Source organism: Acinetobacter sp. V116_7, from assembly GCF_056735735.1.
Genome location: NZ_JBWZIF010000028.1, coordinates 440,717 through 462,325, shown reverse-complemented (window position 1 = coordinate 462,325; position 21,609 = coordinate 440,717). Strand labels below are relative to the sequence as shown.

Sequence of the window (21,609 nt, the reverse complement as noted above, 5' to 3'; positions counted from 1 at the left end):
TATCCTTAAATTTGTGTTGAACGTTCGGCGAGCCATGCAGCCAGTTTCGGCCAAAACTCCAGAGCACTTGCTTGACTCGACATTAGGCCTAAATGACCACCGGGGATGAGAGTAAACGTGACATCCTGACTGCTTGTCAATTGACTTAATGGCGAAGCAGCGTCAGCAGTCACCAATTGATCACTACGACCCGCGCCAACTAAGAGAGAACAATCTATATTTTTTAATTCGATTTTCTTATCTTTTAACTGAATAAAGCCACGTTTTAACGGATTTTGTAGCCAGACATTAAACAACATGTCCTGATTAATACCACCCGGATAGTCAATCATATTATTTAAAAAGTTACTTAGGGTGGCATGCTCTTGTACAAATTGCAGGTCATCAAGATTCTTTAGCAATTGCACATGTCCATCTAACCAACCTTTAGGATCAAGAATTTTGAAACCTAGTGAATTTAAAATTCCGGGACTGTGGATCAGACGTTTTGGCAATCCAGAATAAATACGTTCCTGAATTCTCTTATTGCGACTAATCAACTGATTTATGGTTTGATAGAGCTTGCCAATATGGCCAGATGCATAACTATCTATTGGACTACCAAGAACAATTAAATTTTTAATGTAGTTAGGTTGATTCAGAGCAGCATATAAAGTAACGAATATGCCTGCCATACTCCAGCCATGGAGTGAGATTTGCTCACTTCCTGAATGTGTGCGAACGAGTTCTATTGCTTTTGGAATGAAATCTTCAATAAATGATAAAAAGTTAAGGTGTCTATCTTTAAACTTTAAGCGACCCCAATCGACTAAATAAACATCAAAACCTGCATTTTGAAAGTATTTAATAAGAGAGCGATAAGGATATAAATCATAAATCGCCATATTAATTGCGAGTGGTGCAACAAACACTAATGGTTCTTTAAATTTTTTTTGTGTTGCTGAGTAATAACGAATACGGGTTTGATTGAATTCGCCAATCACCTCAAAGGGGGTGCTTTGAGATAGTACTAATGTTTTTGAATGAAATAGTCGGGCAGAAAGGTGCTTGATTTGGCTTTGTTCTGAGACAAGGGACTTTAAGCGTTTCATCTTGCTTTACCAACTATTTACTAAAATTAAATAAAGTCTAAGCGATAATTTTAAGGTTTACCTTGACCTTAAATACCTTAGACACTCAAAATGATGATAGTTTTTTAGTACATGACCAGTAAAGGCGAACATTTAATGAACCAGTCTGATGATTTAGAATACCAACTTGATACTTTAGCCATTCGTACCGGACATACTCGTAGTTTTGAAGGTGAGCATGGCGAACCGATTTTTTTGACATCATCTTTTGTATATGAAAATGCAGAAGAAGCTGCAGCAAAATTTTCTGGTCAAGTTCAAGGAAATATCTATTCTCGTTTTACCAATCCGACTGTATCGATGTTCGAAAAACGTTTAGCAGCTTTAGATGGTGCTGAACGTGCTGTTGCGACAAGCTCTGGAATGGGCGCGATTTTGTCAGTTACTATGGCATATCTCAAAGCGGGTGATCATGTTATTTGCTCAAGAGCAGTATTTGGTTCAGTTGTTGCCTTGTTTGAAAAATATATTGCCAAGTTTGGTGTAGATATTACATTTGTCGATTTATGTGATTTGGACGATTGGAAAAACGCAGTACGTCCAGAAACTAAACTGTTATTTGTTGAGTCGCCGTCTAATCCTCTAGCAGAGATCGCAGATATTCAAGCGCTTGCAGATATTGCTCATGCGAATGGTGCATTACTTGCGGTTGATAACAGCTTCTGTACGCCTGTTTTACAGCAACCATTAAAGTTTGGAGCAGACCTTGTCATTTACTCGGCGACTAAATATTTAGATGGGCAAGGGCGCGCACTAGGCGGTGCTGTTGTCGGTAATCATCAGTTATTAGAAGAGGTTTTTGGTGTTGTCCGTACACTTGGACCATCAATGAGTCCATTTAATGCATGGGTTTTCTTAAAAGGCCTAGAGACTTTACGTTTGCGTATGAAGGCACACTGTGAGAGTGCCCAAATTCTTGCAGAATGGTTATCTACTCATGAAAAAGTAGAAAAAGTTTACTATGCTGGTTTACCAACTCAAGAAGGTCATGAACTTGCCGCTAAACAGCAAACTGGTTTTGGTGGGATTGTTTCTTTCGTTGTTAAAGGCGAACGTGAAGGTGCTTGGAAGGTTATTGATAATACTAAGTTTATTTCGATTACTGGTAACCTAGGTGATGTGAAGTCAACAATTACCCATCCTGCAACGACTACACATGGCAAACTTTCTGTTGATGCAAAAGCTGCGGCTGGTATTCAAGAGGGGTTAATCCGTGTATCTGTAGGCTTAGAAGATATTAATGACATTATTCGTGATATCTCACGTGGTCTTGATCTGATTTAATTATCCTTATCGAAATAATTCTTTTGGGTTATTTTTTCATGAAACCATCTCTTTAATTGAGATGGTTTTTTTATATTTAAATGTTAATCAAATTTCAGAATTACAATAAAAAAACTACATTTTTGTTTAAATGAGAGCTAAGAGTACAAGGTATAAAGACTGTAAATTTAATTAAAAGAAATGTGAGTTTTAAAATGCTTAAGCCTATTGCTATTGTCGTTGTAGTGGGGGTAATCGGGGTAGTTGGATACAAATTGCTGACTAAACCGAGTCAGAACCCAGTGAATGAGACAACTTTATTAATCAACAATGCAGAGAAGTCTGTTCAAGAAGCAGATAAATCTATTCAAGAAGCAAATACCTCCTTTAAGAAAGTTCCCTTAAGTGAATATAAAACAATTGATAAAGGTCTACAGGCATCTCAATAGTGCTATGAGTTTTTATTAGACTTTAACGTATTCCATCTAAGTATTTAGGAAGTGTACCTAAGTATGAGCATGTTACTCATGTCGTTACGTAAAATAGAGCTAGAGATACTGATAGAAAACATTAGCCTATTGTGTCAGAATTACGGATTAATTTGAGTTCAATGCACTAATCTGTATGTGTTTTAATCGCATAGGTTGGTTCAATGAGATTAAGTTTTTATAAAGTATTACCAGATAACGCATAATACTTTAAAGATTTGATAGAGATACGGAGTAAAGTTATGAATATCAATATGCTCATGCAGCAAGCGCAGCGCATGCAAAAAGATATGGAAACAAATATAAAAAAGGCGAAAGAAGAGCTTGCTCAAACTGAAGTTCATGCAGAAGCTGGTGGCGGTTTGGTTAAAGTAACCATGACTGGGCGCTATCTTGTAAAACGTATCGAAATTAACCCTGAATTACTTCAAGATGAACCAGATATGATTGAAGATTTGATTGCTGCAGCGGTAAATGATGCTGTACGTCAAGCAGAAGTCATTTCGGAAGAAAAAATGCAAAAAGCGAATTCTGGTATGGGCTTGCCACCTGGCTTAGCGGGCATGTTCTAAGGAAATTCTGTGTTTAGTGATAGATTTGAACAACTCGTTCAAGCTTTACGTATATTACCTAGCGTTGGTCCGAAATCGGCTCAACGTATGGCATTACATCTTTTGATGAAAAATCGAGAAGGTGCGTTTGCATTAGCCCATGCTTTACATGAAGCTTCAAGTTATATTCATGAGTGTAGCGTTTGCCATTCTTTAACTGAACATGAAATTTGTGATATTTGCGCTTCAACTGAGCGAGAAGATCAACTATTGTGTGTGGTTGAATCACCAGCAGATGTAATGGCGATTGAACAAAGCGGAAGTTTTCGTGGTAAATACCATGTTTTAGGTGGCCATCTTTCACCTTTAGATGGTATTGGTCCAGAAGAAATTGGTATTCCTTATCTGATTCAGCGTTTAAGCCAAGGTAAAATTGAAGAAGTGATTTTGGCAACAAATGCGACTGTAGAGGGACAGGCGACCGCTCATTACTTGGTAGAGGCGACTAAGCACTTACCTATACAAATGACACGTATTGCTCAAGGTGTACCGCAAGGTGGTGAACTCGAGTATGTAGATAGCCATACCTTAAGTCAGGCAGTTCATAATCGTATGAGAATGAAATAAGCATTTCGATGCTTGTTTCATTGATGTCATATAAAATTGATTTAGATTTATTAATTTAGTTATAAAAGATGAATGTTATTTTGTCTTTAATTAAAAAAAGTTTAAATAAAATATGAAAGCCCATAAGAATGAAAAAGATCTTATAGATTTTAAACAATGAATATTTGGAGTTAACTTTAAAAATATAAATAAAAGATCAAAAAATTATCTATTTTCGAAAAATTGTTCAAAAATAGAGTATTCATAAAGGTTTAAGTGGTAATTTCCTACTTCTATGTTATATATACCAGAGTTCTAAGCACTCTTTGCATTTACTTGAGAAAGCATGTTTCAGTTTATCCAACAGCAAACCGATTTGGTTGATGTTCTTCAAAAAATGGATCAATGTTCGATATATGGACTTGATACAGAATTTATTAAGGTTGACACACTCTGGCCTAAACTTGGAGTATGCCAAGTTAATGTAAATGGCGATGTCTATCTGTTGGATGGTGTTTCATTAGATCTAAGTCAGTTTTGGAAAAAAATATTTCTCGCTCAGCAGAACATTTTTCATGCATGCGGGGAAGACATTGATTTAATCTATCATTACGCTGATCAAGAAGATCTGCTTAATGTGTTTGATACTCAAGTGGGGCTTTCTTTCTTGGGCCATGGGCTGCAAGTAAGTTACCAAGGTGCGTTGAAGCTTTGTCTCGACATTGACATTGAAAAAGATCAAACAAGATCTGATTGGTTAGCTCGACCTTTATCGCCTCAGCAACTTTGTTATGCGGCAAATGATGTTCTATATATAATGAAGTTAGCTCATCATATTCAAGAACAGCTTAAGCAAAAAGGGCTTTATGACTATGTTCTTGAAGATTGTAGTAGTTTAACTAAAGAAATTATTAGTGAAACGCCGACAGAGTTGCTTTATACCGATGTTGGTAATTATCGTCATTCGCGCCGTCAATTGATGCAACTGCAAAATTTAAGTGAATGGCGCGAATACATTGTTAAAGCAACGAATCAGCCACGCAGTTTCATACTTAGAAACTCGACTATGATTGATATGGTTGAAAAGAATCCACGTAATAGTTTTCAACTCTCGCAAGTTAAAGATATTCGCCCAAACGTAGTTCGTGAATATGGAAAAACTATTTTAGAATTACTTAAAGATTTACCAATTGAAAGTGAATGGCCAACAAGAATTGCCAAACCTTTTAAAGTAACATCTAAAGAAACATTGCATAAAATGGATATGGTACTTGCTCATGCAATAAGTGAAACTTCTATTCCTAAAGAAGTATTACTTAGAAAGAAATGGCTAAATGCAATTCATCAACATGTTCTTTCTCAAGGAGATGAACAAGATTTACCTGATTATCTTTTGGGTTGGCGTTACGAGCTATTAACTCAACCATTAATTCAGTTATTTCAAGAAGAAAAACAAAGTCTATCCATTTAAAATGATGTGATAGTTAAAATTTAAAAGCTCATCTTCGTGGTGGGCTTTTTTAATGAAGAGTAATGAATAATTTAAATTGAGTAGTTTTTATTTATAAATAATAGATATTCAATATTAATAGTTAATAAATTAAATGTTTATGTTAGCTATATTAAATAATTAACTTTATTAAAAAGCTAGTAAAGTGATGGGTTGAAGTAATTTTAATTTGTAAAATTGATAATGAATTAAATTAACTTCTTCAATGAGAAAAATTCAATTGATTAAACATACAGGTCTGTATATTCTTGGTTGTAAGAAAAACAATTTCAATATAAATAATATATAACTATAAGTTTGTTTCGGTGCAGAAATAAAAAAGCCAACCCAAATGGGTTGGCTTTTTATTTTTAATCATACAATTCAGTTAAAAAGTCAGTAGGTTATTAAATTTGAAAAATTTAAGGATTCATATTTTACTAACTTTCTGTATATGAAGCGGAAAGTTCAGCTACGAGTTTCTCTGCTTTTTGAAAAGCATTTTCTAATGATTTTAGATGTCGTGCATCTCCAAACTCTTGATATTCTGAAGCAATTTCATAAATTTTCTCTACCCCTAAATATTTGCTGAGTGTGCGAAGGTGAGGCATGAGATGATTCATATGATGGCGGATGCCATCTTTCTCAAAACCAAACTCTCCACTAGAGGTGATAATGATTAAAATTTTTCCAGATAGAAGAGGTTGTAAAGGAAAGTCGCCACGAGCAAGATCAAAATCAAATGTTTTATTAATCCGAATAATTTGGTCGAACCATGCTTTAAGTTGAGCTGGCATACCATAATTGTACATAGGGGAAGAAATTAAAATGATATCTGAACTCGAAACTTCTGCTATTAACTGATCCGATATAGATAAAACATCACATTGAGCTTGAGTTCTTTTATTTTCAGGTGTGAATACAGCATCAATCCAGTCTTGAGTAATAAATGGTGGCGGATTCATTCCTACATCACGATAGATATACTCATCTATAGCCAGTTGCTTTTTCCATGAGCTGACCAATCGGCTGGCAATATTTTTAGAAATCGAATTATGGTTTGGATTGGGGTTAATCGCAGCTCTTACACTAGCATCTATATGTAATATTTTACTCATCATAAATTCCAAAAAAAGTTAAGGTTTAATTTATTTTGAGTTTTAAAAGATAAGTAGACAAACGAGAAAATTACATTTATAGATGAGTTTAGATCACCTATAAATATAACTTTGGAGAAAGCATGCAAGTCTCTTTGCAAGCACTTAAGGCATTTGAATCAGCCGCTCGATTGGGGAGTTTTAAATTGGCTGCTGAAGAACTTTCGCTAACACCAACTGCGATTTCACATCATATTACTAATTTAGAAAGCAGATTAAATGTTGATTTATTTCATCGACAAGTAAGAAAAATAACGCTTACAACCACGGGAGAGAGACTTGCTGGGGCAATTTCTGAAGGGTTTCGTAAAATTGAAGATGCATTAGATGAAATAACAGTAAATGGAAATGTAGTGAGAGTGGCTAGTACGTCTTCACTCGCTGCAATGCTGTTAATTCCTTCAATAAATGAATTTTATCAATTGCACCCCGATATCTCAGTTGAATTCTCTACAGGCGAAGCTTTAGAAAGTCACTTATATACATTGCCTATTCGATATGGTGATGTATCTTCAGTACCTTCTAAAGATGTCCTTAAATATGAGTCTTTTAATGTATTTGGTGCATCTAAACTTGCTCTGACCAAAGATGCTAGTGAGCCAATAACGTTATTCACCACTGAATGGAAAAATAAAGCATTACCAAGTCCACCATTAGACACATGGCTTGAAGTGAATGGATGGAAAAAGGAGAGGGTGATAATTAAGAAATTTGATCAGGAAATTTTTGGCATACATGAGGCTTTATCTGCCAATGGATTAGTTTTTTGTTCTGCTACACTTACCCATAGGTTCGTTAAGGCGAATCTTTTACAGGAGTTTAAAACCAAACCCATTCAATCAGAACTGTGTTACTACATTCCAAATAAGGAAGATTTTAAAAATAGAAATGCGAGAAAATTTATTGAATGGGTAGAAAGTTTATTCAACCAATAAACTTATATATTTGATTGGTTTTAACTACACAACACTAAAACTCATATAGCCTTTTTATGCTATAAACTTAGATAAATTAATAATTAGAGAGATAAATATGCTTAACAACTTTAATGCTGAACAAGCTCGTCAAAATGCTAAAAACTTTAAAATAAATCAAGACGTCATATTGGAAAAAATTTTAACTGGTACTGAGTCTGAATCTAAGGAAGGGAAGCGAAAAGCAACTTTTTGGTTTCCTGTTGATGCTATAAGCCCTGATCATCTTACTCTGGTTGAAGAGGAGCTTAAAAACAGAGGGTTTAATGTCTCAACTGATATTGAACATTCCGGCACCACCATCACAATTGAAATAAGCTTCTAATTATTGCTGCGTTTTAACCAAACCATCCTTAAAACAAGGGTGGTTCTTTGTTGCATGTTTTTTCGTAAGCTAGGGAGAGTAAATATAAATTTATTTACAATTAAATTTATATTAATCAGGATATTATTTGACAGCTTCCATCTTCTTCTGTAGCTTTACTTTTTGAGTGGAATATGGATATGAACTTCCAAACAATACTTTTATCTTTCAAAAATCAATCTACTGGTACAGACGCATTTAAAGAGTTAAAAAATGCTTGTGAACAGTCTCTTAAAGAACCTCAAAATACAAAAGAAAAAGCAGCCGTCTATTTAATCTATGGTTTTGCGCGTAGCTACGTGATCTTATATGAAGATGAAGCTGTAACTTCTGAATTTGCCAACACTTCTAAGTCTAAGCTTATAGACTACATGGAATGTTTAAATGAAGCCTTATTAAGTCAAAATGATAGTGCTATTTTGAATGCCTTAAATCAAGTAAGTGATGACTATATAAAGAGCTCTCGAGTTTTCTAAACACTATTAATTTATTTTTGATGAAAATACTTCTTTAGCCCAAGCTAAAGAAGTATTTAATATTTGTTTTAGTGAGACTTTTTCTTACCGCCACCATCTTGTTTATTGACAGTAGACCATGCAATTCGTTCAGCTTCTTCTTGAGAATGACCTCTATCCACTTCACTCTCAACAATATATTTAGCCTGACGTTTTTGCTTTGCTGTGTAAGCTGTTTTATCACCGCGAGGCATAGGTTCATCCTCCATATCTATGATTAAGATACTTAATATTTAAACATGCTGAGAATTTAAACCAGTTAAGTAATGTCTCCCAATGTGTATTAAGTGCTTAGAAGTTTTACTTAAATGTGAATTTAAAAAGGTAATACCTTACTTTAATATCATAAATTTCATAGTATTAATGTGTGCAAGTATTAAAAATAGATCACAAAAAGTACTCAGTAACGAACATTTTTTCTTTTTTCCTAAAAATTGTTTTTATTTTATTAAAGTTGAAAATTAGGTTTGGTGTTTAAAATCAAATATTTATTAATTTGTTGTGAAAGCCAGTTTTTATCTGGAACAAAGTTATTATCGACCTTAATCAATGTTGTAGGTTAATATTTCCCAAGAATTAAAAAAACGACTGATGCGTAAACAAACCTGCGTGTGTGAGTCGTTTTTTTTCATGTATGCTGTCCTTAGTTCAAGAGTTGATTTGAAATGCACTGTGATATTTATAGATCGAGCAAAAAAGATGAAATGTACATGTATATTGCTCGTCCAAACTATCCTGACGATGCGGAACAAGCTGATCCGTTTGAAAATGTTCCTGAAGCTGTTTTACAAGCGTTTGGTCGTGCAACGTTTGTCATGCATTTAGAATTAGCTCCAACACGTAAATTGGCGCGTGCTAATGTTTTACATGTTTTAGACTCATTACAAACAAAAGGTTTCTTTATTCAGATGCCACCAGAAGGGTTAATTAACCCAAATGCGGTTGAACCAGAGGGCTTACGTGGTGCGTGAAGATCAAACTGGAATAATGAATCAATTATTCTCTTTTTTGGATGTTGTTCCTGAAGGTGTTATTGCTTTAACAGCTTACGGAATAGGCGCTATTATTGCTTTATGGTGTTGGTGGCGATTAATGCGTCGCCTTCCTACAACTTTTGGTGCAATTAGCTGGCTTATTGTATTTGCTATTTTAGTTACCCCAACAGTGTCTGAAGGACCAAATGCATCGGTAGCACCTGCTATTTTTGGACTACTATTTGGTGTTTTAACTAAAGATAGCCCTCTAATTTGGTCAAATTTATCTTTAATTCTGTTTGTAGTTGGTCTAGGTTTGGTTGTTGGCTATTGTTGGTCAAAATATTCAACAAACAAAAGCATGCGTTCCATCTAACCATTGAAATAGAAAAATAAGGTCTTTACATGTCTGCTGATACCCAACATTTTACCGGTACAGATCAATATATCGCGACTGATAGTCTTAAGCTCGCTGTAAAAGCAGCTCGTGCTTTACAAAAGCCTTTACTAATTAAGGGTGAACCTGGCACGGGTAAAACTTTGCTTGCTGAACAAGTAGCACAAAGTTTGGGTTTAAAACTGATCACTTGGCATATCAAATCGACAACCAAAGCGCAGCAAGGGTTGTATGAATATGATGCGGTTTCTCGTTTACGAGACAGCCAGTTAGGTGATGATCGAGTTTACGATATTAAGAACTATATTAAACCCGGTAAACTGTGGGAAGCTTTCACGAGTGAAGAGCGTTGTGTTTTGTTAATTGATGAAATTGACAAAGCCGATATCGAGTTTCCAAATGACTTGCTGCATGAACTCGATAAAATGTCTTTTTATGTTTATGAAACCAATGAAACAATTACGGCAACACAACGCCCAATCGTAATTATTACTTCGAATAATGAAAAAGAATTACCAGATGCTTTCTTGCGTCGTTGTTTCTTTCATTACATTGAGTTTCCAGATGAAGCTACAATGCGAGAAATCATTGCGGTTCATTTCCCAAATATCTCTGCAACACTAGTAAACGAAGCTTTACAGGTTTTCTTTAAACTACGTGAAATTCCTAATTTGAAGAAACCACCATCAACCTCTGAGTTAATTGATTGGTTAAGCTTACTCCTGGCAGATGATATGCCAGAGGATGTATTACGCAATCGAGATACATCAAAAGCGATTCCACCTTTATATGGTGCGCTGATCAAAAACGAGCAGGATGTGCAACTCCTCGAACGTTTGGCTTTCATGTCTCGACGTTAAAGGAGGGAATAACCCATGTTTGTGCGGTTATTTTACACCTTACGTAAATACGGTGTTCCAGTTACAACTCGTGAACTCATTGACTTAAACCGTGCTGTGAGTGAAGGCTTAGTTTTTGCTGATCAAGAAGAGTTCTATCAACTTGCTAAAACAATTTTAGTTAAAGATGAGCGCTTTTTTGACAAGTTCGATCGTGCCATGAAAGATTATTTTGACGGCATTGAAACCTTTGATCTGGACGAGTTACTCAAGCAAGTTCATAAGTTGCCAAAAGACTGGTTTGATTTAGAACTTCTAGAAAAGCATTTAACTCCTGAACAACGGGCAGAACTCCAAAAAGCAGGTTCTTTAGAAGAACTGATGAAAATGCTGGAAGAGCGGTTACGCGAACAGCATAAAAAACATCAGGGTGGTAACCGCATGGTGGGTACTGGTGGTACTTCACCTTTTGGGGCTTTTGGAGATCATCCAGAAGGTGTCAGAATTGGTGGACCAGGGCGTAAACGTTCGGCAGTTAAAGTCTGGGAACAGCGTAAATATCAAAATCTAGATGATGACCAAGTTCTTGGTACTCGCCAAATGCAAATTGCTTTACGACGCTTACGTAAATTTGCGCGCCAAGGTGCAGCTGAAGAGTTGGACGTTGACGGTACAATCCGTGAAACAGCCAAGCAAGGTATTTTAGATGTTCAAATGGTACCTGAGCGTCGAAACCGAATAAAAGTGCTGATGTTGTTCGATGTGGGCGGTTCGATGGATGCTCATATTGCTCAATGTGAAAAACTCTTTAGTGCTGCTAAAAGTGAGTTTAAGACACTCGAATATTTCTATTTCCATAATTGTCTCTATGACTATGTCTGGAAAGATAACTACCGAAGAACAGCAACCCGTATGAACACATGGGATCTGTTTCACACCTATGGACGCGACTATCGTGTAATTGTAGTGGGTGATGCCAGTATGGCACCGTATGAGTTGAAATCGGTGGGTGGCTCGGTTGAATATATGAATGATGAAACAGGTGAGGTTTGGTTACGTCGCCTACGTCAACATTTTGATAAAACAGCGTGGCTAAACCCTGAAACAGAAGGGTATTGGCATTACACTCAAACCATTGGTTGGATCAAAGAGATTTTTGAAAATCATATGTATCCAATGACACTAAAAGGCATTGAGGATTTAACGCGTTACCTTTCTCGATAAGCTTAATAACTTTAATAATTTTAAAAAGAGGGATGATATGCAACATCAAATTAACGGTATTGCTTTGCCGAATGAACAAGGATTTTTTGGTGAATATGGCGGACAATTCATTCCTCCACATTTAAAAGAAGCAATGGATGAAATTAATGTTGCCTATGAAGAAATTCGCCATACAGCTGAATTTCAAAATGAACTATCAGACCTCTTTACGAATTATGTAGGCCGTCCAAGTCCGTTATTTCATGCGAAGCGTTTGTCTGAACAGTTAGGTGGCGCACAAATTTACTTAAAACGTGAAGATTTGAACCACACGGGCGCCCACAAAATTAATCACTGCTTAGGTGAAGCTTTACTTGCTAAATATATGGGCAAAAAGAAAGTTATTGCTGAAACAGGTGCTGGTCAGCATGGGGTCGCTTTGGCAACCGCTTGTGCATTAGTAGGAATTCCCTGTGAAATTCACATGGGTCAAGTCGATATCGAAAAAGAACATCCAAATGTGGTCAAAATGAAAATTTTGGGTGCTCATTTGGTGGCAGTTACACGTGGTACAGCAACATTAAAAGATGCTGTAGATAGTGCATTTGAAGAATATTTAAAAGATCCTAAAAACTTTATATATGCCATTGGTTCTGTTGTGGGTCCACATCCATTTCCTAAAATGGTTCGAGATTTTCAATCTATTATTGGTAATGAAATTAAAGATCAAACGCATCAGCGATTTGGAAAAAATCCCGATTATGTTGTGGCTTGTGTAGGTGGTGGTTCAAATGCAATAGGTGCATTTACTGCATTTTTAAATGACTCAGACGTAAAACTTGTTGGGGTTGAGCCAGCTGGACATGGTTTAGAAAGCAATATGCATTCGGCAACGCTAACTTTAGGTAAGCCAAGTCAAATTCATGGTATGGCGTGTTATGTGCTTGAAAATGACGCGGGTGAACCTTTACCTGTGCATTCTATTGCTTCAGGACTAGACTATCCGGGTGTTGGGCCACAACACAGTTTTTTAAAAGATTTAGGTCGTGTTGAATATAGCACTGCAACTGATCAAGAATGTTTAGATGCTTTTATGACACTTTCTCGTGTTGAAGGCATTGTTCCAGCGCTGGAAAGCTCACACGCTGTCGCATGGGCCATTCGAGAAGCACCAAAACTGCCGAAAGAAATCATGATTGTGGTGAATCTATCGGGCCGTGGAGATAAAGATTCTGATTATGTTGCCGAAAAGCTTAAGCTTTAAGCCGACTAAACTCGAAAAGCGGTCAGTATTTAAAGACCGCTTTTTTATTTCAAAGACTACATCTAACGCTACTTATAAAGTTCATTATTTCTTAATTAAAACAAAGTATTCTGATTTTAATCTGTGATTGTTAGAGATAGGCATGTAAAACTCCTGTTCACAAGGCAAAGCGTTGCTTTGCTGTACCTCACTCAGTAGAATAGTCACTTTGCAAAATTTGCCTTTGGAGACGCCTAAGTGGAGCGACCGACGATTAGCCCTGAACATTTACAGGAAGCGGCTGAAAATTTATCAACAATTCGAGATTTTATTCGTTTTGGGGTATCAGCATTACGTCAACATGATGCACATTTAGGACAAGGTACTGAAGATTATTTTGCAGAAAGCTCTGCATTAGTTTTACAAACCTTATCTCTTGAATGGTCAGCAGACGCAGAAATTCTAGATGCGAAGTTATTACCAAGCGAAAAAGCAGAATTTTTAAGCTTATTGGAACGTCGTATCAATGACCGTATTCCAACATCTTATTTATTAAATCTTGCTTATTTCTTTAATAAGCCATTCTATGTAGATGAGCGTGTACTCATTCCACGTTCACCAATTGCAGAATTAATTGAGCAACGTTTTGCACCATATTGTTTAGATGAAAATGGTCAAATGCGTGAAGCTCTCAATAATTTGCCAGAAAATGCAAAACCTAAAACTCCACAACGTATCTTAGATATGTGTACAGGTTCTGGTTGTATTGCGGTTGCTTTGGCTTATGCATATCCAGACGCTGAAATAGATGCAACTGACATTTCTAAAGAAGCTTTAGAAGTTGCTTCAATTAATACTGAACACCACAATAAGCAATACCAAGTTGCATTACTTGAATCTGACTTGTTTGCCAAGATTCCAGCTGAAAATCAGTATGATTTGATTGTAAGTAATCCGCCATACGTTGATGCTGAAGATATGGCTGACTTACCAGAAGAGTTTTTACATGAACCTGAACTTGCATTGGCAGCAGGCCAAGATGGTTTAGATTTAGTTCGTAAAATGCTTGCACAAGCGGCAGATTACTTAACTGAAGATGGTCTTATTGTCATTGAAGTAGGTAATTCTGAATGGTCGATGCGTCAGAACTTTAATACGATTGATTTCAACTGGCTCACTTTCCAAAAAGGTGGTTCAGGTATTTTTGCCTTGACTGCTGAACAATGTCGCCGTTATAGAAAACTATTTGAAGAGCAAATATAAGGAGTTGGGCATATGGCAGGGAATAGTATTGGACAACTCTTTCGTGTAACCACTTGTGGTGAGTCTCATGGCGTTGGCTTAATGGCAATTGTTGATGGTGTGCCACCAGACCTTGAGCTAACTGAAGAAGACTTGCAAAAAGATCTTGACCGTCGTAAACCGGGAACTTCTAAATTTGCGACTCAACGTAAAGAGCCAGATCAGGTTAAAATCATTTCAGGTGTTTTTGAAGGTAAAACGACAGGCACGCCAATTGGTTTATTGATTGAGAATACTGATCAGAAATCAAAAGATTACGGTAATATTGCCCAAACTTTTAGACCTGGCCATGCCGACTATACATATACGCAAAAATACGGTTTTCGTGACTATCGTGGCGGTGGCCGTTCAAGTGCTCGTGAAACTGCTATGCGTGTTGCAGCGGGTGCAATTGCTAAAAAATATTTGGCAGAAAAATTTGGCATCTTGATCCGTGGTCATGTTACTCAAATTGGCAATGAAGTTGCCGAAAAACTGGATTGGAATGAAGTTCCGAATAATCCATTTTTCTGTGGCGATGTAGACGCTGTTTCACGTTTTGAAGCTTTGGTGACTTCTTTGCGTGAACAGGGAACAAGCTGTGGCGCGAAGCTAGAAATTTTAGCTGAAAAAGTTCCTGTAGGCTGGGGTGAACCTGTTTTTGACCGTTTAGATGCTGATATTGCTCATGCGATGATGAGTATTAATGCGGTTAAAGGGGTAGAAATTGGTGATGGTTTTGCAGTTGCTGGACAGTTTGGTCATGAAACACGTGATGAATTGACCAGTAATGGCTTTTTAGCGAATCATGCTGGTGGGATTTTGGGTGGTATCTCAAGTGGTCAATCCATTCGAGTTGCTATTGCACTAAAACCAACAGCAAGCATTACAACGCCAGGTAAAACGATTAATTTAAATCGTGAAGATACAGATGTGTTGACTAAAGGCCGTCATGATCCATGCGTAGGTGTACGTGCAACACCGATTGCAGAAGCAATGCTAGCGATTGTTTTAATGGATCACTTCCTACGCCATCGTGCTCAAAATGCAGATGTTATTCCGCCATTTGCTCCAATTGAACCTTAATCATATTTTTTGATTAGTACTTAAGACCCCGTATTTAATTTAAATATGGGGTTTTAAGTTTTTATTACACTGAAGTTTGATTAAATTTTAAATTATTATCTTGTCTTATAATGTTTATATAAATATAATATTCTGCGATTTATTTTTGAATATATTCATCTGTAAAATCAGCAATTAAATATTGTTAATTTTTACTACACCAGATTTTTATATTTATCAATTAAAGTTAATTTAATCAAATTGCTTTTATATAAGCTTACTACATATTTAAATTTTTATTACTTTAAACAAAGAATTTTCAAAGTCATCATTGAAATTGGGGAAATATCAATGAATCAATGCACATATAGAATTGGCTGTATGTCAAAGGATAGGCTATTGCCTAAAAATTTAGAGGCAATGATAAAAGTTATTCATGACTTATCTTTGTCATCTCATCTTTTAGGGAATTGGATATACAGTGAAGACAATCCAGACATACATATTATTGATTTAGATAGCGGTTACACCAATATACTTATTCCAAAAAAAATTAAGATCGTATTAAGTAATAATCCTGAACTTTTAAAAGGCTACCAATATGGTTTGAAGAGACCTATAAGGTATCAGGAGCTTCTCAATATTTTACAAGATATTGAGAAGAATGAATATTTTAAAATTAGTCATCAAGAACGTATAACAAATAATGAGAATATCGTTTCTAAAGATCATTTGGAGACAAAGATTCTTTATAAACTTGTTTGTTATCCAAACTTTAAAAACATTCATGCAGAGCAGATTGTTAATGTTACTAGAGTTTGTGCTTTATTATCTATTGAGTCAAAAACAGCTCAAGAAATTAAGAGGTTTCTGAATTTATCCCTTGATGAAATACAAAAAATTATAGAAATAATAAAAAAAGAAGCTTATCCAAATTATGAAACTATACATGAAAATATTGTTTCGATTTTACCATTTTCGGCTGAAACCATTTCTACTGTGCCGCAGAGAATAGAACAAAATTCATTTTTTTATTTTTTAATTAAATTTTGGAAGAAACTGAAGAGAGGGTTCTAATGAAGTGGAATTTTTCTACATTATATTGACTGAAGCCTGTAATTTTTATTATATAAAACAGAATGTCGATTAATTGAAAGTCGCTAAATTTATTAAGTTTATATACGCTATTTTAACAAATGGTTTAAACTTAAATAAAAGAGATTTTCATATGTACTGATTCTAAATTATTTTTAGCTTTGCCACGGATGGAAAAGCTAATTATTTATATTGAGTCATTTCAAATGGAAGTCAGACTTTTTAAGTTAAATCTACAATTTGTTCTTCGTTTACAGCAATCTTATATTGATTACGCCCATTCGTTTTTGCCTTATACAAAGCATGGTCAGCGCGTGCTACGAAAGCAGAAATTGAATCGTTTAGGCGTGGAATCGTGGTTGCCACTCCAACACTAATAGTGACTTGTGGTGAAACATCACTACATGGGTGTTTAATTGCAATTTTATCAATAGCATTCATTAAACGTTCAACCTGAATCAAGGCTTGCTGAGAATTTGTCATTGGAAATAACAGTAAAAATTCTTCGCCACCATAACGAGCAACTAAATCACCACTGCGTGCAGCAATAGAGGAAATAGCAATAGCGATTTCTTTTAAGCATTCATCACCCTTTAGATGTCCTAAAGTGTCGTTGTAGGCTTTAAAATAGTCGATATCGACCATCATGATGGTAAGGGGTGTTTCATGTCGTAAAGCACGGCGCCATTCGTTATCCAGTGTTTCATCTAGATAGCGTCGATTGGCTAAACCGGTGAGTGCATCTTGCTGGGAAAGCAAAGATAATTGCTGTGCTTGCTGCATCAGTTCAATGCGATTCAGCTCGATCATGCAGTTTTGTAAGTAGTTTTCTCGATGTTGGCGGTCAGTTGCATAGGCAAGGGTCATTCCCAAGAAGCTACTGAAGGTGTAAGTTCGGTTCAAGAAAGTCCAGTCGATCACTCCATTTAAGTAGTTACTTACCAAAATGCCAACAAGTCCTCCAACCCATCCAGCAAATATGGCGGTATAAAAACGCATACCTACTGCACCATAGATAATTACAATTGCATACATCATCGCTGCATGAAAAAGAACGTTCTCTTGGCCATTTTCTATAACGTTAATTAAAATAAAAGTAATTGCTACTGCTAAAGCTGAGCCAATTCCTACATAATAATCAAAATACTGATTTAATTTTTTAATAAACGATAAAATCCAGGCAAGGAAAATAATTACACCCACCCAAGAATAATAGCTAAACCAGGGTAAAACTTGTTCAGTTGGCAATACTTGATATATACCAAAGCTTAAAAATATATATAATATTAAAATAATAGGCGCTCTATAGCGGAACTCATAGGCAGCACCGTTTTGGTATTGAAAACGATAAATCGTTTCAAGCTGCTTTGGAAACCATACGAAATTTAATCCTCGTGTGGTTAATAAATCTATTTGTTCCTGTCCCAATATATTGGAACCCTGCAACTTCATAATTAATGCTCTCTATATTGGAAGTTGTCATAAAATGAGACTTATTTTTAGTAAAGTTCCATCTAAAAATATTGATTATATAATGTGTGATTTATTCAAAATAATAATACAGATTTTTTAAAAAAGTAATGATTTTTATCTGAGTTAAATGTGATAAAAATCACGACATTTCAATGATTAGCGTAACAATTATCTAAAGCGTCGCAATCCATCGAAAAAAGTTACAAATGGTCGATTAACGATTGTATCTTTATCATTTTCGGATAGACTTATAGCGTGAAATACAGATGATTGCTGTCATATAAATAGGAAAATTAGCAATGACTGCTCTAAATCAATATGGAATGCATTTAGAAATTACACCGCATAATGGATGGTCACAGCAGTTCTGGGATGACCTGCTACCAGCGAAAGAACGGGTAAGTAAACATCCGTTTTTTTCGGAAATGGCCAATGGGGGATTGAGCCTAAATAGTTTCCGTTATGCTTTACTTAATTTCTATCCATTAGTCGCGCATTTCCCGTCATATATGGCTGGGGCGTTAGGCAAAGCAACAGGGTTTTCTGAACCTGGCGTTACAGAAGCACGAGATTGGTTAATCCAAAATATTAAGGTCGAAGAGCGGCACTTAAAATGGTATCGCGATTGGGCTGGAGGTTTTGGTTTAACTGTAGAAAAGCTTGATAGTGTGCGGCCACCAGCTGCGATGAATGCAGTAAACCATTTCTTATGGAATATGAGTCATCGTGGTAATTTGGCAGAGTGCCTTGCTGCAACAAATCTGGCAATTGAATGGGCAACTGGAGACTGGTCTATTCAGGTCTATAAGGGTATTCATGCATACACTGATCATCCTGAAGTAACGATTGATAAACGTTCTTTGGCTTGGTTGCGTGCACATGCGCATTATGATGATCTTCATCCTTATGAAGCCATGGAGCTGATTAAGCGGTTATGTAATGATCGTCCTGACTGGCAGCAAAAAGCATTTCATGCTGCTGAAGAAGGGCTGCGTTATTATGAATTAGCCTTAGATGATTGTTATCGGGTGCAGCTTCAAGCTTCTGCTTGATCTTGCCTCAATAAAAGGGAGAATATCTATACGATATTCTCCCTTTTATTTTATTCGAGTAATTTTAAAAGTTTAGTTCGATAAGGTGTGTCTTCTGGTAATAATTCAAGTAAACGTTCAACAGCATCTACACGATCTGGCACACGACTGACCACTCGTAATAGTTGATCAACATCTTCAATCTGATAAATCACATGACTCAAGCGAGCATCAAAGCAATCTCGCCATGCACACAAAAATGGGCTTTCTGATTTAGCTAAAAAACTTCCTCTATAGAGAGTAAGAGTAGTCGATGTGAAGCCTAGGTTTAATGCTTGCTCTGCCATTAAAAAATCACATTGAATTTCACAGTTAAGTTTATAAGGTCGAGACTCGATAACATCGGGGATTAGGTTTCTAAGTTGAGAAAGTTCTGCTTTTAAGGTGGTGGTACTAACTGGTCGATCGCCATATAAAGCATAGTGAAGTTCTTCAAGATTAATTCCCTCAGGACAAAGGGTTAGAATGCACAGAATTTCAATCTGGCGTTGAGTCAATGTAAGACTGTGTTGGTTATATTGAACTTTAGGAGTACCAAAGGCCTTAATATATAAAATATTTTTCTGATGAAGCTGAATTGCTTGCTTCACAATATCAGCGCATCTTTCAACAGCTAAAAGCCCCAGAGAATTATGTTTTTGATATTTGGTCGACAAATTCATAATGCCATAAAATTGGCCTGTATTTGTATCGGTAATTGGTGCCGCATAGCAGACCCAATCTCTTACACTATTCATTTGGTTTTCGTGTGAGTAAACGCAGTTAGCTGAATGAGTATTTAAGGCTAAACCAATCGCATTTTGTCCCACCGCTTGAGTTGACCACTGGCCACCTTCAACAAAATGAACTTGCTCTGCCGATGAGCGCATCGGTGTACTACTCCATGTCCAAAGTAAAGTACCATGTGGGTCGGTCACACCAATTGCCATATCGGCATCTTCGGCAATATGCATTAGATTCCGATGACATTCGTGAATCGAACGACCAAACAACGAATGCTCCCATTCTTCGGTTAGGTCAAATAACGGAGCCGCTTCGAGGTCAACTGGTGGTTTTTTTCCTAATTGTTGAGAATGAGATGACTTTTCTGGCCGGAATAATGACGGCGTGGTATCTAAAAAAGGTGATGATAATTGTTTTGACATATCCATATCGAAATTCCTTTATCATTGAAATGGCGTATCCGTAGCCGCTCAACCGTTATAACTTTCTTATTTTGACTATTTCCTAGTTATCTCCTTACCATAAATAATTTTATAAGCCTTGACCATTATTCTATTGGATAAGTTTTGTTAATTGCCTGGTCGTTAAGATAAGACATCTTGTCGGCTGAAAGGCTTTGGTACTTCTTCTCCAAAATATTGTCGATCAGCAAAGTAGCTAGAGCGGACCATAGGAGCACTCCAAATATTTTTAAAACCTAATCGTTTACCGTGTCGCGTGTATCTTTCAAATTCTTGTAAATTTACAAACCGATGAATAGGTGCATGTGACTTTGATGGCTGTAAGTATTGTCCAATAGTAATAAGGTCTACCTGATAATCTTTTAAGTCGTTCAGTAGAGCAAGTACTTCTGCTTCAATTTCTCCTAATCCAACCATCAGGCCAGACTTGGTTTTGATATCGGGACAATATGCTTTAAAGCGTTTAAGTAACTCTAGTGAATGTTGATAGTCTGAGCCAGGGCGCATCGCTTTATATAAACGCGGAACTGTTTCAATATTATGATTAAACACATCTGGAGGAGATAAGCTCAAAGTCGAAAGCGCTGTCTCTAAACGACCGCGAAAATCTGGTACTAAAATCTCAATCAAAGTTTCTGGGCAGCTTTTTCGGATTTCTTCAATGCACTTTACAAAATGTGCAGCGCCACCATCGTGTAGATCATCACGGTCTACAGAGGTAATCACAACATACTTTAAGTTTAGATTTGCGACCGTTTCCGCCAAATGTTTAGGTTCATCTTCATCTAAAGGTTTTGGGCGACCATGTGCTACATCGCAGAAAGGGCAACGTCTAGTACAGATATCTCCCATAATCATAAATGTTGCCGTACCTCCACCAAAACATTCAGGTAAATTGGGGCATGCTGCTTCTTCGCAAACACTATGTAACTTCTGTTGGCGCAGCAAATTTTTTATGCGTTTAATTTCTTCAAAATCGGTTATTTTGGCTCTAATCCAATCAGGTTTAGTCGGTAACTCTTCTGTAGGTAAAATTTTAATCGGAATGCGAGCAACTTTATCCGCTCCTCTTAATTTAATACCAGCTTCTATTTGTCTTTTTAAGTCCATATATAAAATTCCATTTTATATTAAATAATTTTTAACTAGACTCTATATAATAAAAATCCTTGTAACTTAAATAAAGGACATGGATTTTATTAATGAGCATAGTACACAGCTAATATT

23 protein-coding genes are annotated in these 21,609 nt (G+C 36.2%); 17 read left to right on the top strand and 6 right to left on the bottom strand.

Translation table 11 applies throughout. From position 1 onward, the window contains the following. Window positions 1–5: 5 nt before the first annotated feature. On the bottom strand, window positions 6–1,091 hold the full coding sequence (locus AC1PJP_RS16130; RefSeq protein ID WP_479767667.1) for an alpha/beta fold hydrolase: 1,086 nt from the start codon (window positions 1,089–1,091) through the stop codon (window positions 6–8). Between the two features lie 135 nt (window positions 1,092–1,226). Here AC1PJP_RS16130 and AC1PJP_RS16125 point away from each other — a divergent pair, with 135 nt between their 5' ends. From AC1PJP_RS16125 to AC1PJP_RS16105, 5 genes are all read left to right on the top strand, one after another. Further along, complete coding sequence (locus AC1PJP_RS16125) at window positions 1,227–2,414, top strand: O-succinylhomoserine sulfhydrylase (RefSeq protein ID WP_216070181.1); 1,188 nt, start codon at window positions 1,227–1,229, stop codon at window positions 2,412–2,414. A 194-nt stretch (window positions 2,415–2,608) separates the two neighbouring features. Then, window positions 2,609–2,842, top strand: coding sequence for a hypothetical protein (locus AC1PJP_RS16120; protein WP_005304936.1), 234 nt, complete (start codon window positions 2,609–2,611; stop codon window positions 2,840–2,842). A 281-nt stretch (window positions 2,843–3,123) separates the two neighbouring features. After that, entirely contained in the window at window positions 3,124–3,453 is a 330-nt protein-coding gene (locus AC1PJP_RS16115; RefSeq protein ID WP_005304937.1) for a YbaB/EbfC family nucleoid-associated protein, read from the top strand. A 9-nt stretch (window positions 3,454–3,462) separates the two neighbouring features. After that, entirely contained in the window at window positions 3,463–4,059 is a 597-nt protein-coding gene (recR, locus tag AC1PJP_RS16110; RefSeq protein ID WP_004792557.1) for a recombination mediator RecR, read from the top strand. 325 nt (window positions 4,060–4,384) lie between these two features. Next, window positions 4,385–5,509 carry a ribonuclease D gene (locus AC1PJP_RS16105; RefSeq protein WP_111853826.1) on the top strand — a complete coding sequence of 375 codons (1,125 nt, stop codon included), beginning with the start codon at window positions 4,385–4,387 and terminating at the stop codon, window positions 5,507–5,509. 458 nt (window positions 5,510–5,967) lie between these two features. Here AC1PJP_RS16105 and AC1PJP_RS16100 read toward each other — a convergent pair whose 3' ends face one another. Next, on the bottom strand, window positions 5,968–6,648 hold the full coding sequence (locus AC1PJP_RS16100; protein WP_479767663.1) for an FMN-dependent NADH-azoreductase: 681 nt from the start codon (window positions 6,646–6,648) through the stop codon (window positions 5,968–5,970). A gap of 119 nt (window positions 6,649–6,767) precedes the next feature. Here AC1PJP_RS16100 and AC1PJP_RS16095 point away from each other — a divergent pair, with 119 nt between their 5' ends. The 3 genes from AC1PJP_RS16095 to AC1PJP_RS16085 all read left to right on the top strand — a co-directional run bounded on the left by AC1PJP_RS16095 (window position 6,768) and on the right by AC1PJP_RS16085 (window position 8,498). Further along, window positions 6,768–7,619, top strand: coding sequence for a LysR family transcriptional regulator (locus AC1PJP_RS16095; protein WP_199942130.1), 852 nt, complete (start codon window positions 6,768–6,770; stop codon window positions 7,617–7,619). 97 nt (window positions 7,620–7,716) lie between these two features. Beyond that, the gene (locus AC1PJP_RS16090) at window positions 7,717–7,983 is read left to right on the top strand and encodes a hypothetical protein (protein ID WP_005304955.1); all 267 of its coding nucleotides are present in this window, start codon (window positions 7,717–7,719) and stop codon (window positions 7,981–7,983) included. Window positions 7,984–8,162: 179 nt separating this feature from the next. Beyond that, a complete protein-coding gene (locus tag AC1PJP_RS16085) occupies window positions 8,163–8,498 on the top strand; it encodes a hypothetical protein (protein ID WP_322901155.1) in 336 nt (111 codons plus the stop codon). Window positions 8,499–8,566: 68 nt separating this feature from the next. Here AC1PJP_RS16085 and AC1PJP_RS16080 read toward each other — a convergent pair whose 3' ends face one another. After that, window positions 8,567–8,731 (bottom strand): hypothetical protein, encoded by a 165-nt coding sequence (locus AC1PJP_RS16080; RefSeq protein ID WP_479767661.1) that lies wholly within the window; start codon window positions 8,729–8,731, stop codon window positions 8,567–8,569. Between the two features lie 471 nt (window positions 8,732–9,202). On the opposite strand from AC1PJP_RS16080, the gene AC1PJP_RS16075 reads away from it, so the two are divergent. The 8 genes from AC1PJP_RS16075 (at window position 9,203) to AC1PJP_RS16040 (ending at window position 16,616) form a co-directional block, all read left to right on the top strand. Continuing rightward, window positions 9,203–9,508, top strand: coding sequence for a YcgL domain-containing protein (locus AC1PJP_RS16075; protein ID WP_005304960.1), 306 nt, complete (start codon window positions 9,203–9,205; stop codon window positions 9,506–9,508). Next, on the top strand, window positions 9,501–9,887 hold the full coding sequence (locus AC1PJP_RS16070) for a hypothetical protein (protein ID WP_013198006.1): 387 nt from the start codon (window positions 9,501–9,503) through the stop codon (window positions 9,885–9,887). The genes AC1PJP_RS16075 and AC1PJP_RS16070 overlap by 8 nt, the downstream gene beginning before the upstream one ends. A 29-nt stretch (window positions 9,888–9,916) precedes the next feature. After that, window positions 9,917–10,768, top strand: coding sequence for an AAA family ATPase (locus AC1PJP_RS16065; protein WP_479767659.1), 852 nt, complete (start codon window positions 9,917–9,919; stop codon window positions 10,766–10,768). A gap of 15 nt (window positions 10,769–10,783) precedes the next feature. After that, window positions 10,784–11,971: a vWA domain-containing protein gene (locus AC1PJP_RS16060; protein ID WP_004792541.1), complete on the top strand. Its 1,188-nt coding sequence runs from the start codon at window positions 10,784–10,786 to the stop codon at window positions 11,969–11,971. A gap of 37 nt (window positions 11,972–12,008) precedes the next feature. After that, window positions 12,009–13,214, top strand: coding sequence for a tryptophan synthase subunit beta (trpB, locus tag AC1PJP_RS16055; RefSeq protein ID WP_479767657.1), 1,206 nt, complete (start codon window positions 12,009–12,011; stop codon window positions 13,212–13,214). 237 nt (window positions 13,215–13,451) lie between these two features. Continuing rightward, complete coding sequence (prmB, locus tag AC1PJP_RS16050; protein ID WP_111853831.1) at window positions 13,452–14,456, top strand: 50S ribosomal protein L3 N(5)-glutamine methyltransferase; 1,005 nt, start codon at window positions 13,452–13,454, stop codon at window positions 14,454–14,456. A 12-nt stretch (window positions 14,457–14,468) separates the two neighbouring features. Then, the gene (gene aroC, locus AC1PJP_RS16045; protein WP_416662208.1) at window positions 14,469–15,560 is read left to right on the top strand and encodes a chorismate synthase; all 1,092 of its coding nucleotides are present in this window, start codon (window positions 14,469–14,471) and stop codon (window positions 15,558–15,560) included. A gap of 330 nt (window positions 15,561–15,890) precedes the next feature. Further along, window positions 15,891–16,616: a hypothetical protein gene (locus AC1PJP_RS16040; RefSeq protein ID WP_004792533.1), complete on the top strand. Its 726-nt coding sequence runs from the start codon at window positions 15,891–15,893 to the stop codon at window positions 16,614–16,616. A 240-nt stretch (window positions 16,617–16,856) separates the two neighbouring features. On the opposite strand, the gene AC1PJP_RS16035 is transcribed toward AC1PJP_RS16040, so the two are convergent. Beyond that, window positions 16,857–18,086, bottom strand: a complete 1,230-nt coding sequence (locus AC1PJP_RS16035; RefSeq protein ID WP_005304984.1) for a GGDEF domain-containing protein — start codon at window positions 18,084–18,086, stop codon at window positions 16,857–16,859. Window positions 18,087–18,406: 320 nt separating this feature from the next. On the opposite strand from AC1PJP_RS16035, the gene AC1PJP_RS16030 reads away from it, so the two are divergent. Beyond that, on the top strand, window positions 18,407–19,159 hold the full coding sequence (locus AC1PJP_RS16030) for an iron-containing redox enzyme family protein (RefSeq protein ID WP_049836577.1): 753 nt from the start codon (window positions 18,407–18,409) through the stop codon (window positions 19,157–19,159). 50 nt (window positions 19,160–19,209) lie between these two features. On the opposite strand, the gene AC1PJP_RS16025 is transcribed toward AC1PJP_RS16030, so the two are convergent. Together AC1PJP_RS16025 and lipA are read right to left on the bottom strand one after the other, a co-directional pair. Further along, window positions 19,210–20,349: a transcriptional regulator gene (locus tag AC1PJP_RS16025; protein WP_144730428.1), complete on the bottom strand. Its 1,140-nt coding sequence runs from the start codon at window positions 20,347–20,349 to the stop codon at window positions 19,210–19,212. 156 nt (window positions 20,350–20,505) lie between these two features. Beyond that, the gene (gene lipA / locus AC1PJP_RS16020; RefSeq protein WP_199942127.1) at window positions 20,506–21,492 is read right to left on the bottom strand and encodes a lipoyl synthase; all 987 of its coding nucleotides are present in this window, start codon (window positions 21,490–21,492) and stop codon (window positions 20,506–20,508) included. Between the last annotated feature and the right edge of the window lie 117 nt (window positions 21,493–21,609).

What these genes read in the sequence shown, in the direction of transcription:
- AC1PJP_RS16105 (WP_111853826.1), top strand. Translation starts at nt 4,385, where the DNA reads ATGTTTCAGTTTATCCAACAGCAAACCGATTTGGTTGATGTTCTTCAA.
- AC1PJP_RS16090 (WP_005304955.1), top strand. Translation starts at nt 7,717, where the DNA reads ATGCTTAACAACTTTAATGCTGAACAAGCTCGTCAAAATGCTAAAAAC.
- trpB (WP_479767657.1), top strand. Translation starts at nt 12,009, where the DNA reads ATGCAACATCAAATTAACGGTATTGCTTTGCCGAATGAACAAGGATTT.
- AC1PJP_RS16100 (WP_479767663.1), bottom strand. Translation starts at nt 6,648, where the DNA reads ATGATGAGTAAAATATTACATATAGATGCTAGTGTAAGAGCTGCGATT.
- AC1PJP_RS16025 (WP_144730428.1), bottom strand. Translation starts at nt 20,349, where the DNA reads ATGGATATGTCAAAACAATTATCATCACCTTTTTTAGATACCACGCCG.
- AC1PJP_RS16115 (WP_005304937.1), top strand. Translation starts at nt 3,124, where the DNA reads ATGAATATCAATATGCTCATGCAGCAAGCGCAGCGCATGCAAAAAGAT.
- AC1PJP_RS16030 (WP_049836577.1), top strand. Translation starts at nt 18,407, where the DNA reads ATGACTGCTCTAAATCAATATGGAATGCATTTAGAAATTACACCGCAT.
- aroC (WP_416662208.1), top strand. Translation starts at nt 14,469, where the DNA reads ATGGCAGGGAATAGTATTGGACAACTCTTTCGTGTAACCACTTGTGGT.
- lipA (WP_199942127.1), bottom strand. Translation starts at nt 21,492, where the DNA reads ATGGACTTAAAAAGACAAATAGAAGCTGGTATTAAATTAAGAGGAGCG.
- AC1PJP_RS16125 (WP_216070181.1), top strand. Translation starts at nt 1,227, where the DNA reads ATGAACCAGTCTGATGATTTAGAATACCAACTTGATACTTTAGCCATT.
- AC1PJP_RS16080 (WP_479767661.1), bottom strand. Translation starts at nt 8,731, where the DNA reads ATGCCTCGCGGTGATAAAACAGCTTACACAGCAAAGCAAAAACGTCAG.
- AC1PJP_RS16065 (WP_479767659.1), top strand. Translation starts at nt 9,917, where the DNA reads ATGTCTGCTGATACCCAACATTTTACCGGTACAGATCAATATATCGCG.
- AC1PJP_RS16040 (WP_004792533.1), top strand. Translation starts at nt 15,891, where the DNA reads ATGAATCAATGCACATATAGAATTGGCTGTATGTCAAAGGATAGGCTA.
- AC1PJP_RS16085 (WP_322901155.1), top strand. Translation starts at nt 8,163, where the DNA reads ATGAACTTCCAAACAATACTTTTATCTTTCAAAAATCAATCTACTGGT.
- AC1PJP_RS16095 (WP_199942130.1), top strand. Translation starts at nt 6,768, where the DNA reads ATGCAAGTCTCTTTGCAAGCACTTAAGGCATTTGAATCAGCCGCTCGA.
- AC1PJP_RS16130 (WP_479767667.1), bottom strand. Translation starts at nt 1,091, where the DNA reads ATGAAACGCTTAAAGTCCCTTGTCTCAGAACAAAGCCAAATCAAGCAC.
- AC1PJP_RS16075 (WP_005304960.1), top strand. Translation starts at nt 9,203, where the DNA reads ATGCACTGTGATATTTATAGATCGAGCAAAAAAGATGAAATGTACATG.
- AC1PJP_RS16120 (WP_005304936.1), top strand. Translation starts at nt 2,609, where the DNA reads ATGCTTAAGCCTATTGCTATTGTCGTTGTAGTGGGGGTAATCGGGGTA.
- AC1PJP_RS16035 (WP_005304984.1), bottom strand. Translation starts at nt 18,086, where the DNA reads ATGAAGTTGCAGGGTTCCAATATATTGGGACAGGAACAAATAGATTTA.
- AC1PJP_RS16060 (WP_004792541.1), top strand. Translation starts at nt 10,784, where the DNA reads ATGTTTGTGCGGTTATTTTACACCTTACGTAAATACGGTGTTCCAGTT.